This is a genomic window from Vibrio sp. Vb1980 (assembly GCF_033338615.1).
Taxonomy (GTDB): Bacteria; Pseudomonadota; Gammaproteobacteria; order Enterobacterales; family Vibrionaceae; genus Vibrio; species Vibrio alginolyticus.
This window is the reverse complement of the sequence record NZ_JAWOSZ010000002.1, coordinates 437,803-452,757: the sequence shown is the minus strand read 5'-3', so window position 1 is coordinate 452,757 and position 14,955 is coordinate 437,803. Positions and strand designations below refer to the sequence as shown.

Genomic DNA, 14,955 nt, shown 5'->3' with positions numbered 1-14,955 from the left:
GAATCCTCAAGTGTAACCCCATCAGCAGAAATCAGCGCTAACCTAGGCAACTGACACCTTTAAAACGGTACGTTTTGACATTATGGCTGTTAAGCGCTTGCAAGGTTAGTCAGGGGCTCTGGTTTAGCGTAAACATAACCTTGAATAAGGTAAATCGCATGCTGAGCCAGATATTCGACTTGAGCCTGGCTCTCTACACCTTCTGCAATCATCTCACATTCCGCTTTGTTCGCTGCAGACACAATTGAGTCCAGCACTTTCAATTTTTGGTCGTCAGATCCTATTGGATCAATGAACATCTTATCCACTTTTACACACCGGATGCCCAAATCTTGTAGGTAAGAAAAGCCACCATATCCGGTACCAAAATCGTCAATTTTGAACTTGTAGCCTTTATTCGTTAAATACAAAATCTCTTTTTTCGCGGCCTCAGTGTCTTTTACTGGTATTCTCTCGGTCAATTCAAAATGAATTCTATTAGAGATTGGCCAATTTAACTCCGACAGTAACTTCGTTAATACACCTGACTCTAAATGGGAGGAAACAATATTGATGCTGACCCACGTATGCTCGGGTAAGTCACTTAAGTCTTGTATGATTTTACGAATAAGCTGATTGGTCATCGGGATAATCAGGCCACTTTCTTCTGCAGCACCAATAAACATATTTGGTGGCACCATTCCATCACGCCGCGACCATCGAATCAGAGCTTCATATCCTACTGTCTTACCATCGCGACTATCGACAATCGCCTGGTAGTAAGGAATAAATTCTGCATTACTAATCCCATTTTCAATTAGACCTGTAATGGATTTTCTCAAGCTTTTACCTGATATGTATGAAAATGCAGTCACAAGACCAGCCAGCACACTTACAAGACCGCCCCACAAAAGTACTCTTTCCTGAGCATAATGTTTAAGTTTTTCACCGCTGTATATCTTTATGAGCATGTTGGCTTGAGAATCTCCTGAAAAGAAAAACTCTTTTGATAGTGCGTTTTCTTCTCCTGCAATATTCGCTTTGCCACGGCTTATCGTTAAATCACCAAATATTGGTTCATCATACTTAAACTCTACAAATAGGCAGTCTTTGCAAGGCGTTTTTATTACCTCGTTAACCCAACTGTTATCAAGTACCCAGAAGACTTCAACGTGTTCATTATCATAAATGACCATCCACTCTATTTGGTCATTCTGTTGCGGCAAAACAAGTGATGCGAAAAAGTTCTCATCCATCTGAAATCGTTCACTACTAGATGGGCGAGACACTTCACTACCAACCGTGGAACACGTTTTTCCGCCTTCTGTGGTCATCGCAATAAAACGAATGTAACGGTTATAAAAACGTGGGTCGCGTAAAGTTCTTACATCACTATCACTACAAGTAAAATCTAACTGAGCAATCTGCTTCACTATTGCTCCGTCCAAATAGGCAGACCTTTGATTTAAATAATCTACGTAAGCATCTATTTTCGACGCTTTTACCGAGTTGACGTAAAAGTTGGTTATCGAATGAAAGGCCACTACAAATATGGCGATGGGAACTAAGCCGAGTAAAATGGCATACCTTGTATTCTTTGTTATCAAAGTTCGTCCTGCTAATCTGACAAGCAACCTAAGTGGGATATGAATACTATCTCATTTTTATAGTCCAAAAAGTGAGGAATGACGCTCAATAAAATTATAGACTCAAGTGGCTTTCAGATGTCGGGATTTAGAATGCGAGCACCAAACCACATTCGAGGAGAACAAAGTAGCGACTAAGTGGAAAGTAAGAACGAGCCCAATTGTTAAGTCATCCGTAATAAAAGTGACGACTTGGAGCTTGAGCAATACTTTTTAGATAGGCAGCAGATACGCTAAAAAACAAAAAGGAAACGATTGATGCCAACCGCTTCCTTGATTTGTTATTGCTATTTAAAAGCGCGTGAATTACGCCACTTCAAGAATCACTTTTTCCAACTTATCTAAGCCTTCGTTCAGTACGTCAGATTCGATGGTCAGTGGAGGTAACAGACGAATCACGTTCGCTTTTACTCCACAAGAAAGCAGGATAAGGCCGTTTTCTTGCGCTTTAGAAATCACCGATTTGGTCATCTCTTGTAGCGGCTTACCTGATTCTGGGTCAGTAAATTCAATCGCCATCATCGCACCCGTAGTACGGATTTCACCAATAGCAGGCACAGATTGTTGCAGTTTGGTCATACGTGCATTGACCACTTCACCGATGCCCATCGCTTTAGCACACAAATCTTCTTCTTCGATGATTTTCAGCACTTCAAGACCAGCAACACAACCGAGTGGCGAGCCTGCATAAGTACCACCTAAACCACCAGGCAGTGCGGAGTCCATTACATCCGCTTTACCAACAACAGCTGAGATTGGGAAACCACCAGCAATGCCTTTCGCCATTGTCATTAGATCGGGTTCAATGCCTAGGTGCTCCGTCGCAAACATTTTACCGGTACGGGCAAAACCCGTTTGGATCTCATCCGCAATCAGCATGATACCGTGCTTGTCACACAGCTGACGCAAGCCTTGTGCAAACGCTTCAGGCGCTTTGTAGAAGCCGCCCTCACCTTGTACTGGCTCGAAGATGATCGCCGCAACACGTGATGGTTCAATATCACAAGCAAATAGATCGTCGATCGCTTGTAAGCTTTGCTCAACGCTGATGCCGTGAAACGCATTTGGGTAAGGCGCGTGGTAGATTTCGTTCGGGAAAGGACCAAAGCCCGCTTTGTACGGCGCAACTTTACCAGTTAACCCCATCGTCATGTTTGTGCGACCGTGAAAGCCGCCTTTAAACGCTATCACGCCGCTACGGCCTGTATGAGCGCGTGCCACTTTTACGGCATTTTCGACCGCCTCGGCGCCAGTGGTTAGAAAGATCGCTTTCTTCTTAGTCTCACCTGGTACAAGTTCTGTCAGCTTTTCAGCCAGCTCTACGAATGACGCGTATGGCGTAACCATCGCACACGTGTGTGAGAAATTGTCCAGCTGAGCTTTTACCGCTTCGCTAATGCGCTTGTGAGAATGCCCGGTGTTAGTTACCGCGATACCCGCTGCAAAGTCTATGTATTTGTTGCCTTCGATATCCCATACGTAAGCGTTTTCTGCTTTCTCTACGTAAAGTGGGTACAGTGCGCCCATGCCTTGAGCGATAACTTGGCTTCTTCTTTCGTGCAGTTGTTGGTTTGTCATTGTTTTGTCCTTAATTAGTTGCCGCCAAAGCAGAGATATTTCACGTCCATATATTCATCGATACCTTGTTTTGCTCCTTCGCGTCCGATGCCGGACTGCTTAACACCGCCGAAAGGAGCGACTTCAGTAGACATCATGCCTTCGTTAATGCCAACCATGCCGTATTCGAGCGCTTCTGCGATTTTCCAAACACGGTGGATGTTTTGGCTGTAGAAGTACGACGCAAGACCGTAAATGGTGTCGTTCGCCATTTCGACTAGTTGTTCGTCGCTGTCAAAACGAATCACTGGCGCGACAGGGCCAAAGATTTCCTCGGAAACAATCTTCATGTCGTGAGTAACGTCTTTGAGAACCACTGGCTGCATAAATAAACCATCGAGCTTTTTAAGTTCTGAAACCGGCTTCGCGCCTTGCTCGATAGCACCATCGATCAACGCTTGAATGCCTTGCTTCGCTAACTCGCTGATCACTGGACCAATGTTGACCCCCTCTTCCAATCCGTTACCAACTTTGAGCTGCTGAACCGCAGCGTCAAACTTAGCAACGAATTCGTCATACACTTTGCTGTGCACGTAGAAACGGTTAGCACAGACACATGTTTGACCAGCATTACGGAATTTAGAAGCGATTGCACCTGTCACGGCTGCATCGATATCAGCGTCATCAAACACAATAAACGGTGCATTACCACCCAGTTCCATTGATGTGCGTTTAATGTCCCCCGCACTTTGCTGCATCAGCACACTACCAACTTGGGTAGAGCCAGTGAAAGACAACTTACGAATCAACGGATGCGAAGTGAAAATAGCGCCTACCTGACGTGAATTTTCACCCAGAACCACTTGCAGCACATCGCGAGGGATACCCGCTTGATAGGCAAGCTCTGCGACCGCAAACGCAGACAGCGGCGTAGATTCAGATGGTTTTACGACAAAGCTACAACCGGCCGCTAAAGCTGGCCCTGCTTTGCGCGTGATCATCGCAATTGGGAAGTTCCAAGGCGTAATCGCACAGGCGACACCAATTGGCTGTTTGATGGTCACCAAACGCTTGTCCGCACTTGGCGCAGGAATCGTCTCACCGTAGGTACGTTTCGCTTCTTCAGCAAACCATTCGATAAAGCTCGCACCGTAAAGCACTTCACCTTGAGCTTCCGCTAGCGGCTTACCTTGCTCTAACGTCATCAAACGGCCAAGGTCGGCTTTGTTTTCTAACAGAAGTTGGAACCAACGATTGAGCATGCCAGCGCGCGTTTTTGCTGGCAGTGCCGCCCACTCTTTCTGCGCCACACTGGCACGTTCAATGCCATTTAAAATGTCGTTTTCGGTTGAGACTGGTGCGTACCCGAGGAGTTCTCCGGTCGCCGGATTAGTCACTGCAATGCCCTGTTGTGGATTCGCTACCATAAACGAAACAAGGCTTTGGTTTTGTATCTGTTGCATGGTCATTCCTTTTGACAACTCATCATCGCCGCTAAGCCAGCGGCGAGTTTATGTTTAAGCAGGGATCTGCTGCGTAATGCAGTGGATGTTCCCTCCGCCGAGTAGAACCTCTCTCGACGGTATCGCGATGATTTGGTATTCCGGCATCGCGTTTTGCAAAATATCGATCGCCATAGCGTCGATCTCTTCGTCCAGCATCGGCAAGAACACATGCTCGTTGACGATAAGAAAGTTGGCATAAGAGGCACTTAGGCGTTCGCCAGCTTGTCGACTCATTCCTGAACTGGCGTCAATGCCATTGGCTTCACGCTCGCTGTAATGCAACGGACCCGGTAATGGCAAACGGACAATTTCAATCTCGCGCCCTCTCGCATCGTGCTGAGATTTCAGTACTTGTTCCGCTTGACGAGATAACGCGTATTGCGGATCGCTTGGGTCATCGGTCCAACTTAGTACCACTTTACCCGGGGCGATAACGTGCATCAGGTTGTCGATATGGCCGTCTGTTTCGTCATTGAATAAACCATTTGGCAACCAAATGACTTTTTCGATACCGAGGTACGCCTTTAACTGCTCTTCGATTTGCGCTTTGCTCAACTGCGGATTACGTCCTGGGCTGAGTAAGCACTCCTCTGTGGTGTAAAGGGTGCCTTCACCATCGGTGTGAATCGCCCCACCTTCAAGTACAAACGGTGCGCGGTAATAATCAATACCGATGATGTCGCACACCGAGCCAGCGACAAGATCGTCCTGCTGCCAGTTGTCGTAAAGCCCGTTGTATTCACCGCCCCACGCGTTGAATTGCCAACTAATCCCACGGCGCTCGCCCGCTCGGTTAACAAGCACGGTCGGCCCGATGTCTCGCATCCACGCATCGTTAAATGGGATTTCCACCAAACGTACATCTGAGTGAAGCATTTGACGCGCTCGGTCAAAGTTGTGCGAGCACACCGCCACACACACTTTGGTCACTTCCGCGATTAAGTTCGCGATTCTGGCGAAGGTTTCTTGCGCGGGTAATGCGTCATCACGCCAATTGTCTTTCCTTTCTGGCCACGCTAGCCAAACTTCACTAACCGGCTGAAACTCAGCCGGAAAATAGAAGCCATCCTGCGCTGGTGTTGTCGATAACTTCATTTTAACGCCTCTTTAAACAGCTAGTTTGCCAACGCTGGTGTAAAGGTCTGGACGACGGTCGCGGAACAAGCCCCACGCGTGACGCGCTTTCGCTGTCGTAGCGAGGTCGATTTCTGCGTAAATGATGGTTTCACCTTCACGCGGTGCTTCGGCAATTTTTGCACCAGTGTGGTCAGTGATAAAAGAAGAGCCGTAGAACGTCGTCTCGATACCATCATCGACTTCAGTGCCCACTCGGTTTGACGCAATCACTGGAACGAGGTTTGCTGCCGAGTGACCTTGCATTGTACGTTGCCAGTGGTCACGTGAATCCAGTGTCGAATCTTGAGGCTCAGAACCGATTGCAGTTGGGTAAAAAATCGCTTCCGCGCCGTGCAGAGCCAAGCTGCGTGCAAGCTCTGGAAACCATTGGTCCCAGCAAATGCCAGCACCGAACTTACCGAACTTGGTTTGCCACACTTTGAAACCGGTATCGCCAGGGCTAAAGTAGTATTTCTCGCTGTAGCCCGGGCCGTCAGGAATGTGTGACTTGCGGTAGTTATCTAATACCGTGCCATCGGCATCTATCATCACTAGCGAGTTAAAAAACGTGTTGCCCGCTTTTTCAAAGTAGCTGACTGGAATAACCACGCCGAGCTCTTTAGCCAACGCACTCATCTCTTTAATAAGACGACAATTCTCCGTTTCTTCTGCAAGCTCGAAATACTTTGCTTCCTGTTTTTTGCAGAAGTAAGGCGCAGCGAACAGCTCTTGCGGAAGAATCACGTTCGCACCGTTTTGTGCTGCTTCACGAATCGCCTTTTTTGCTTTGGCTAAGTTATCTTCCAGATCCCAGCTTTTCGTCAGTTGAAGGGCTGCAAATTTCACTACTTTGCTCATTTGATATTCCTTATCTCTTAAATCGCCAGTTTGTCACGTAGGTTGTAGTAAGCCGCGCCCATTGCCGTAAACGGAATTTGGAAGTGGCGGCCCCCCGGGAAGGAGTAATGTTTCAGTGCAGCAAACGCGTCAAAGCGTTCTGCGTGTCCGGTCAGAGCTTCGGCCAGCAACTTACCTGCTAGGTGAGTACACGTTACACCGTGACCGCTGTAGCCTTGTAGGTAGTAAATGTTGTCTGCAAACGAGCCAAATTGCGGCATGCGTGAGTAAGTCAGCAAGAAGTTACCTGTCCAGGTGTAATCAATCTTGATGCCTTTCAATTGTGGGAAGACTTTTTCCATCTTCGGACGGATCAGTGCTTCGATGTTTTCTGGGTCACGTGCTCCGTAAACCACACCACCTCCGAACAACAAACGCTTGTCGGCGGTTAAGCGGAAGTAGTCAAGCAAGTAATTACAGTCCTCAACGCAGTAGTCACTAGTCAGCACTTGTTTTAGCTGCTCATCACTCAAAGGCTGAGTCGCCACCACTTGTGTGCCACACGGAATCGCTTTGTTGCTGATGTTTGGTGCCAAACCACCAAGGTAGGCGTTACCTGCCAGTACCACGTACTTGCTCTTCACGCTGCCTTTCGCCGTTTTCACTACTGGGTTAATACCTTTATCAATCGACACGACCGCCGACTGCTCAAAGATTTGACCACCTAGAGACGTAAACGCAGCAGCTTCACCCAATGCCAGTTTAAGCGGGTGAATGTGACCACCGCGCATATCCAGTAAGCCGCCAGTGTATACTTTAGTGCCTACCGCTTGTTCTACCTCTCCTGCGTCAAGCAGAGTCAGTTGGTCGTTGCCGTAACGCTCCCAGTTCTTCTTATGTTCTTCTAGCCCTTTGAGTTGTTTACTGTTCAGTGCCGTGAACAAGCCGCCTTGCTTGTAATCACAGTTGATGTCGTATTTGTCGATCAGGCCACGGATGATATCGCCGCCTTCAAAAATCATATCGCACAGAGCTTTGGCTTGGTTTTGGTCGTAACGGCTTTCAATCACGTCAACATCTCGGCTGTAGCTGTTAACGATTTGGCCACCGTTACGACCAGTTGCTCCAAAGCCCACTTTTGCGCTTTCTAGCACAACGACTTTAAAACCTTTTTCTGCAAGGTGTAGTGCAGAAGAAAGACCAGAAAATCCCGCACCGACTACACACACATCGCACTCGATGTCGTTTTGCAACTGTGGGTATTCCGGCATGTTTGGCACAGAGTGCGCGTAGAACGAATCCGTATGCTTGTTCATAGAACTATTCCTTTATTTATCGTAATCGTCAGCAGGCTTAAGGATGGAGGCGAATCCAAGTGGTTTTGGTTTCGGTGAATTTTTCAATCGCGTGGAGAGACTTGTCTCGACCATTTCCGCTCATTTTGAATCCGCCAAATGGGACCGTCATATCACCTTCGTTGTAGTTGTTGACCCAAACCGAGCCGGCTTGCAGTCGTTTTGCTACGCGATGAACGCGGTTGATATTGCTGCTCCAAAGTGCAGCACCTAAGCCGTACTTCGAATCGTTAGCGATCTCAATTGCTTGCGCTTCGTCTTTGAATGGAATGACACACAGCACCGGACCAAAAATTTCCTCCTGAGCGACACGCATCTTGTTGTCGACGTTGTCTAAAATGGTTGGGGAAACAAATGCACCTTGCCCATCGACATCGCCGCCACAACGTACGTTTGCACCTTCTGATTCACCTAACGAGATGTATTCCAACACTTTTGATTTATGATCTTGATCGATAAGCGCTCCCATGGATGAACTTGGGTCCATTGGGTCTTTTGGCGTGAACGCTTTCGACGCTTGAATAACTTTTTCTAAGAACTGATCTTTGATGCTTTCGTGAACAAGCAGGCGGGTTGCCGCGACGCACACCTCACCTTGGTTGTAGAAACACCCTGCGGCGGTTTCTGCTGCTGCGCGATCTAAATCATCACAATCTTCAAACACGATGTTCGCGTTCTTGCCGCCCGCTTCTGCAAACACGCGCTTTAGGTTGCTCTCACCCGATCTGACCATCAGTTGGCCTGCAATACGCGTCGAGCCTGTGAAGGCGATGCAGTCTACGTCTTGGTGTTTCGCCAGCGCGTCGCCAGCTTCATGACCAAAACCCGTAACGACTTGGAAAACGCCTGTTGGTAAGCCCGCTTGAGAAGCAAGTTGACCTAGAAATATCGCGGTGAGAGAAGATTTTTCTGACGGTTTTAGAATCACGCTGTTACCAGCGGCTAAAGCAGGACCAAGCTTCCAGCACGCAAGCCAAAGGGGGAAGTTCCACGGTACAACCGCAGCAACCACACCAATTGGTTGATGAGAAATAAAAGCGTGTACATCTTTTTCGGTTGGTGCAACTTCGCCGTATACTTTGTCGATTGCTTCTGCGTACCAGCGTAATGCACTCGCCGCGCCAGGAATATCGGTAGAGAAGCTGTGAGAGATAGGCTTACCGGTATCAAGCGTTTCTAGCAGAGCCAATTCTTCTTGGTTTTGATCAATCAAGTCAGCAAACTGTTTAAGCACTGCTTTGCGATGAGCTGGGCTGCTCTCGCTCCACTGACCGGATTGAAATGCTTGGCGAGCGTATGAAACCGCGAGATCAACATCTTCATTTTGGCAACGGGCGATTTCGGTGAATATCTCATCTGTTGCTGGGTTAACTACCGGGATGGTTTGCCCTGTTAAAGCGGCACTGTATTCACCGTTAATGTACGCCCTGTTTTCGATGTTTAGATTGTTTTTTAGTTCAATCCATTGCTCTTGGGTTTTCATACGCTCTCCTTGTGATCACACAAGGCAAGCCCCCACTAAAATGTGGTTGGCGTATGCGCACTTATCATTCGACAAGCCTTGTCTGTGTGATTTGTAAATCGATGGGGCTTCGTCGTATCAATAATGTACGACTCGCCCGCTGTTATGACATGAGATTGTCCTTTATATTCCAGAGTGATTTCACCCTCTAATACGGTGCCAATCTCTTCGCCTTCGTGTTTGATTTCTGCTGCACCAGTGGTTCCATAAGGTGCATATTCCTCGATCAAGAATCCGATGACTTGATCTTTGTCGCCATTCGTTACCAGTTTCATGGACACCGTCTCGCTCCCGATTTCCACAAGATCTGACGGTTTGATGACTACTTTCACTTCATCGTTCGAAGGTTGTTCAAAAGTGAAAAACTCTGATAACGATAAAGAAAATACATTAACGATTTTTTGTAGTGAGCTGACCGACGGGCTCACTTTGCCATTTTCAATGGATGAGATTGCACTGTGGGTAATACCAGCGCGCTCGGCTAGTTCCCTTTGTGACAATCCATGTTTTTTTCGTAACTGAACAATATTTTTACCAATCTCTTGATTGTCCATTCATACAGCTCCAAACGTTTAACGAGAGGTAGCCATCATAAATTCATTGAACAAAATTTGAGAGAAATGATTGGTTTTTGCTTCCCATTCTGGGTGCCACTGCACGCCAACGAAAAATTTTTGATTAGGAAGACTAAATGCTTCTACCAAGCCATCCGGGGCTTTAGCTTCTACTTGTAATAGAGGAGCAAGCTGATCGACGCCTTGGTTGTGTAGTGTGTTCACTTCAAAGAAGGTGGTATTTTCCCAATGATTTTGCACCAGCCATTGTTCAAATAAGCTCTGCTTTTGAACTAGCACAGCGTGTGCTGGCGCGTATTTTTGTTCGAAATCTTCAACAGGCGCTTCACGATGGTCATTGAAGCCGGAGTCATGAACGGCTGGGTTTAACGAGCCACCGAGTGCGACATTCATCTCTTGAAAGCCGCGGCAAATACCAAGGCACGGAATGTTTTGGTCAACCGCATGACGAATTAACGTGAATGAGAGCTCATCACGAGCTTCATCTTTGTAGCTCTCTTCGTGCGTTGCATTGTATCGATGTGGCGCAACGTTAGAGTGGCTGCCAGGAAAAAGAAAACCATCACATATGTCTAGGATGGTGGTTACGTCATCGCCCGACATGTCGGGAGCCAACATAATCGGTAGTCCTCCAAAATCCTTTATGGCGCGAAGGTAAAAGTCGTTGACCGCTTGTATCTGATAGCCACCCAACTCTTTAGCGCAGCTAACCACACCAATGATGGGTTTGTGTGTATCTGCCATGATATGTCCGTGTTCAATTTATTTAACACAAACCCTACAAACCATGTACAAAATTATCAACACAGATGACCATTATTATCGTCACAACGTGATCTGAAGCACTTTTTAGGCTTCAAAACTGAATATTTATGCTCATTATATTGAACAAAACAAAATCAACTGTTACAAAATAGTTAACAGAAAGACATAAAAACCAGCCGTTAAACATCAAAAACACAGTGTAAGTACATGTTTAAATTAAAAATAACCTAAAAAACAAACAACTCGCTCAGAGTGCTGTAATTTATTTGTTAATTTGGTTATTTCTAATTTCTACTCGTCAGGCTATTTGGAGAAGAAAATGGAATCGTATCTACAGGAAGTACAAAATTTTAAACAAAAATGGCCCGATATTGAATTTATCGATCTCATCTTTACCGATATAAATGCCACCCCAAGAGGAAAACGCATCCCGATAGATGCTCTAGAAAAACTGAATAAAGGTGTTGCCCTCCCCCTTTCGACCATCACCCTAGATACCAAAGGTAACGTCGTTGAAACGGCCGGGTTGGGAGAAGATCTCGGAGAGCCAGATAATCTCTGCTATCCAATCAGCGGCACCTTAATGCCGACGGCAAAAGAACAAGTTGGTCAGCTACTGCTTAGTATGATGGATGAAACCGGGCAGCACCCTAACCCACTGTTCATCCGAAACATTCTCGCTTCTATATTGCAAACACTGCATGCTAAAGACCAATATCCTTGTGTCGCGCTCGAGCTGGAGTTCTATTTAATAGACAAAACCCGCGGCGAAAATGGCGAACCATTAACGGCAATTAACCCCACGAAAAAAACTCGAGAAAAAGATACCGAGGTTTACGACCTTGATGGACTAGATGACTACGCTGATTTCTTGGCCGACCTTAATCGAATTGCATTAGAACAAGGTTTAAACACTTCCGGAGCCCTATCTGAATCGGCACCAGGGCAGTTCGAAATCAACTTCAACCATTCTAAAGATGTACTTCGAGCATGTGATGAAATCATCATCGCAAAACGCTTGATTCGCCAGGTCGCTCATCAGCACGGATTTGACGCCACATTTATGGCGAAACCTTTTAGTGAGCAAGCGGGTAATGGCATGCACATTCATCTCAGCTTGGTTGATACAGATGGTAACAACCACTTTAGCCAATCAGACGGTCAAGCGAGCGCCTTCTTCTATCAAACCATGGCAGCGATGCTGTCACAAACATCCGATGCCATGGCCCTAATCTGTCCTAACGTTAACTCTTACCGTCGCTTTGTTCCTGGCGCTTACGTCCCGACCAAAGCCGATTGGGGAGAAAACCACCGCGGTGTTGCGTTGCGTGTGCCTATCAGCGATAGCAAAAATCGCCGTATAGAGCATCGTATAGCAGGCGCTGACGTTAACCCATACATTCTCGCTGCAGTAGTACTTTCCGCAGTATTAGCGAGTGAAAGCTACACCAAAGATCAATGTCCACCGACTCTCAGTGATGATGCAATTGAGTTACCTCTGCGTATGTCAGAAGCTCTAGAGCGACTGGAGCACAGTGAGCTAGCTCAATACATCTCAAGAGATTTTATCGATTTGTATCTAGCTTGCAAACAGAGTGAACTCGCAGAATTTGAGCGAGCGATTACTCCATTGGAAATCGACTGGATGTTGCACTCGGCATAAACAAAGGAAATGAACTTTATGACTACGCAGACCAAGGCGCTGGATGCGCCTCTTAAAATCAACTCTCAACACATTATTGTTTCTTTAATCTCGGTTGCGACGTTTGTCTTTTTTACCACAATCGGTTTGAACCATGAGGAAGGCGAAGCCTACGGATGGATGAGTCTTTTACCAACGGCGTTGGTATTGGTCTTTGCGCTGACAACACACCGAACAGTGGAAGCCCTCTTTAGCGGCGCTATTGCCGGTGTTCTTCTGCTTAACCCAACTGAAGCGGTAGAACAGATTGTTGATATTTCCATGAGTGTAATGATGGATGAAACTATTGCTTGGATCATCCTCGTTTGTGGTTTGATGGGCGGCCTAATTGCTATTTTGGAGAAAGGCGGCAGTATCTTAAGCTTCTCCGACATGCTAGTCACGAAAGTAAAAAGCCGTAAGCAATCGATGCTGATGACCTTTGCTTTAGGTATTCTGATCTTTATCGACGATTATTTGAATGCGATTGCAATTTCTTCCTCAATGAAAAAAGTTACGGACGGCTACCAAATCTCGCGTGAAAAGCTCTCATATCTTGTGGATTCAACCGCCGCACCTATCTGTATCCTCGTACCGATTTCCACTTGGGCAATTTTCTTCAGTTCGTTGCTAGAAGCAAACGGAGTAGCAGAAGCGGGAGATGGTATCAAAGCATACATTGAAGCTATTCCATACATGGCTTACGGCTGGGTAACGCTGGTGATTGTTTTGCTGGTTGCAATGGAAAAGATCCCAGATCTAGGTGCGATGAAAAAGGCAGAAAAGCGTGCGAAGAATGGTCAAGTTCGTCCAGACGGTGCAACAGATGTCGACTTTGGTCCCGATGTATCTGCACATACCAACCCAACCATGGGCCTTGTCAACTTCTTGTTACCAATGATCGTACTTGTTGCCGCAAGTTGGTATTTTGGTATCGATCTACTTGCTGGTGTTTTCGTCGCGTTAATCTTTACTATTAGCTTTTACGGCGCACAAAAACTGATCTCGATGAACGACATGTTCGAAGCTGTTTATGATGGCATTAAAGTTATGCTACTGCCGCTTGCGACCGTTATTGGTGGTTTCATGTTGAAATCGGTCAACGACTCATTGGGCGTCACGCAGTATGTCATTGAGACCGTCAGCCCTTACCTGTCAGCGTCTTACTTCCCTGCGATTATCTTTATGATTACGGGCGCGTTGGTATTTGCAACGGCATCGTCTTGGGGAACGTTTGCAGTAGCGATGCCAATTGTTCTACCTTTGGGCGAACAGCTTGGTGTGCCTCTACACTTAACCGTTGCAGCGCTGCTTTCAGCATCAGCGGCAGGGAGCCACTCTTGTTTCTTTAGTGACTCAACCGTGTTATCTGCACAAGGTTCAGGCTGTACAGCAATGCAACACGCAACCACACAGTTTCCTTATGCGTTGATTGGTATTGTTGCAACCGCGATTTTCTTCTTCATCATCGGTTAGCCCCTTTATCTAATTGCAAAACCCTGCTCAAAAATAGCGGGGTTTTGTTCTATCAAGTCAAATGATCCTCTTAAAACTACTTTACGCCCGTTCAGTATAAAAATACTCAAAGATATACAACTGCACTCAATAAGGGTTTGGTAAACCTAATATTTTTGGTTTACGCTTAGCGAAGCGTTTATTGTGCAGCAAGGCAGCTTTTGAGTAACTAAAATGCCGCCTTAATACAGTGTTAACGGTTGGAGAGACATGAAAAAGTTAGCCCATGAGATATGGATATTTGATGGAGATCCCGTCCAATTTTTAGGACTCCCATACACCACTCGTATGACTATTGTTAGGCTTTCTGATGGTGGCCTTTGGATTCATAGTCCAATTAAGTTATCAAATTCGATTAGAGAGCAAATCAACAATCTAGGCCAAGTGAAATACTTAATCGCTCCTAATCATTTACACCACTTGTTCTTATCTGAATGGGTATTTGCCTATCCTAGCGCAGAAGTTTATGGCACAGATGAAGTCATTAAGAAGTGCCGTGATATACACTTTCACGCTTCACTTAACCAAGGCGGTAATGCTTGGAACTCTGAGGTTGAACAAGAACTATTTTCTGGCTCTCCATTAATGGAAGAGTGTGTGTTTTATCATCGACTTTCAAAGACCTTAATTGTTACTGACCTCGTCGAGAATTTTTCTGGCCAGGACTTTAACTACTGGCAGCGGTTTGTGGCTAAAGGGGCCGGTATTCTTGCTCCGAATGGAAAAATGCCTTTGGATTGGCGCCTAAGTTTTATGTTTAGCAAACAAGAGGCTCGAAAACACTTAAATAAATTGCTGTCTTGGAAACCTAATATATTGGTTATGGCTCACGGTGAAATCGTCCTTGATAATGCAGACGAGTTCTTACAGCGCTCTTTTAAGTGGCTAGTATGAGACAACAT

The 14,955-nt window shown here is 46.2% G+C and carries 12 protein-coding genes; 3 read left to right on the top strand and 9 right to left on the bottom strand.

What is annotated here, in order from left to right; genetic code table 11:
- Nucleotides 1-89: 89 nt before the first annotated feature.
- The 9 genes from R7F64_RS05270 to R7F64_RS05230 form a co-directional block, all read right to left on the bottom strand.
- Nucleotides 90-1,412, bottom strand: a complete 1,323-nt coding sequence (locus R7F64_RS05270) for an EAL domain-containing protein (RefSeq protein ID WP_318071502.1) — start codon at nt 1,410-1,412, stop codon at nt 90-92.
- Between the two features lie 519 nt (nt 1,413-1,931).
- Nucleotides 1,932-3,203, bottom strand: coding sequence for a 4-aminobutyrate--2-oxoglutarate transaminase (gene gabT, locus R7F64_RS05265; protein ID WP_318071501.1), 1,272 nt, complete (start codon nt 3,201-3,203; stop codon nt 1,932-1,934).
- Nucleotides 3,204-3,217: 14 nt separating this feature from the next.
- Nucleotides 3,218-4,645 carry an NAD-dependent succinate-semialdehyde dehydrogenase gene (locus R7F64_RS05260; protein WP_318071500.1) on the bottom strand — a complete coding sequence of 476 codons (1,428 nt, stop codon included), beginning with the start codon at nt 4,643-4,645 and terminating at the stop codon, nt 3,218-3,220.
- Between the two features lie 54 nt (nt 4,646-4,699).
- Nucleotides 4,700-5,782 carry an agmatine deiminase gene (gene aguA / locus R7F64_RS05255; protein ID WP_318071499.1) on the bottom strand — a complete coding sequence of 361 codons (1,083 nt, stop codon included), beginning with the start codon at nt 5,780-5,782 and terminating at the stop codon, nt 4,700-4,702.
- Nucleotides 5,783-5,794: 12 nt separating this feature from the next.
- Complete coding sequence (aguB, locus tag R7F64_RS05250; protein ID WP_206970055.1) at nt 5,795-6,661, bottom strand: N-carbamoylputrescine amidase; 867 nt, start codon at nt 6,659-6,661, stop codon at nt 5,795-5,797.
- Between the two features lie 17 nt (nt 6,662-6,678).
- Nucleotides 6,679-7,956, bottom strand: a complete 1,278-nt coding sequence (locus R7F64_RS05245; RefSeq protein ID WP_005377810.1) for an NAD(P)/FAD-dependent oxidoreductase — start codon at nt 7,954-7,956, stop codon at nt 6,679-6,681.
- A 37-nt stretch (nt 7,957-7,993) separates the two neighbouring features.
- Complete coding sequence (locus R7F64_RS05240) at nt 7,994-9,478, bottom strand: aldehyde dehydrogenase (RefSeq protein WP_005377812.1); 1,485 nt, start codon at nt 9,476-9,478, stop codon at nt 7,994-7,996.
- Between the two features lie 35 nt (nt 9,479-9,513).
- The gene (puuR, locus tag R7F64_RS05235; protein ID WP_005377813.1) at nt 9,514-10,071 is read right to left on the bottom strand and encodes an HTH-type transcriptional regulator PuuR; all 558 of its coding nucleotides are present in this window, start codon (nt 10,069-10,071) and stop codon (nt 9,514-9,516) included.
- A gap of 18 nt (nt 10,072-10,089) precedes the next feature.
- A complete protein-coding gene (locus R7F64_RS05230) occupies nt 10,090-10,836 on the bottom strand; it encodes a gamma-glutamyl-gamma-aminobutyrate hydrolase family protein (RefSeq protein ID WP_005377814.1) in 747 nt (248 codons plus the stop codon).
- 340 nt (nt 10,837-11,176) lie between these two features.
- On the opposite strand from R7F64_RS05230, the gene R7F64_RS05225 reads away from it, so the two are divergent.
- The 3 genes from R7F64_RS05225 (at nt 11,177) to R7F64_RS05215 (ending at nt 14,947) form a co-directional block, all read left to right on the top strand.
- Complete coding sequence (locus R7F64_RS05225) at nt 11,177-12,520, top strand: glutamine synthetase family protein (RefSeq protein ID WP_005377815.1); 1,344 nt, start codon at nt 11,177-11,179, stop codon at nt 12,518-12,520.
- A gap of 18 nt (nt 12,521-12,538) precedes the next feature.
- On the top strand, nt 12,539-14,014 hold the full coding sequence (locus R7F64_RS05220) for a Na+/H+ antiporter NhaC family protein (RefSeq protein ID WP_005377816.1): 1,476 nt from the start codon (nt 12,539-12,541) through the stop codon (nt 14,012-14,014).
- A 249-nt stretch (nt 14,015-14,263) separates the two neighbouring features.
- Nucleotides 14,264-14,947, top strand: a complete 684-nt coding sequence (locus R7F64_RS05215) for a DUF4336 domain-containing protein (RefSeq protein WP_205460928.1) — start codon at nt 14,264-14,266, stop codon at nt 14,945-14,947.
- Nucleotides 14,948-14,955: the final 8 nt, after the last annotated feature.

Excerpts from the sequence above, each read along its gene's own strand:
- gabT (WP_318071501.1), bottom strand. The coding sequence starts at position 3,203 with ATGACAAACCAACAACTGCACGAAAGAAGAAGCCAAGTTATCGCTCAA.
- R7F64_RS05260 (WP_318071500.1), bottom strand. The coding sequence starts at position 4,645 with ATGCAACAGATACAAAACCAAAGCCTTGTTTCGTTTATGGTAGCGAAT.
- aguA (WP_318071499.1), bottom strand. The coding sequence starts at position 5,782 with ATGAAGTTATCGACAACACCAGCGCAGGATGGCTTCTATTTTCCGGCT.
- aguB (WP_206970055.1), bottom strand. The coding sequence starts at position 6,661 with ATGAGCAAAGTAGTGAAATTTGCAGCCCTTCAACTGACGAAAAGCTGG.
- R7F64_RS05245 (WP_005377810.1), bottom strand. The coding sequence starts at position 7,956 with ATGAACAAGCATACGGATTCGTTCTACGCGCACTCTGTGCCAAACATG.
- R7F64_RS05240 (WP_005377812.1), bottom strand. The coding sequence starts at position 9,478 with ATGAAAACCCAAGAGCAATGGATTGAACTAAAAAACAATCTAAACATC.
- puuR (WP_005377813.1), bottom strand. The coding sequence starts at position 10,071 with ATGGACAATCAAGAGATTGGTAAAAATATTGTTCAGTTACGAAAAAAA.
- R7F64_RS05230 (WP_005377814.1), bottom strand. The coding sequence starts at position 10,836 with ATGGCAGATACACACAAACCCATCATTGGTGTGGTTAGCTGCGCTAAA.
- R7F64_RS05225 (WP_005377815.1), top strand. The coding sequence starts at position 11,177 with ATGGAATCGTATCTACAGGAAGTACAAAATTTTAAACAAAAATGGCCC.
- R7F64_RS05220 (WP_005377816.1), top strand. The coding sequence starts at position 12,539 with ATGACTACGCAGACCAAGGCGCTGGATGCGCCTCTTAAAATCAACTCT.
- R7F64_RS05215 (WP_205460928.1), top strand. The coding sequence starts at position 14,264 with ATGAAAAAGTTAGCCCATGAGATATGGATATTTGATGGAGATCCCGTC.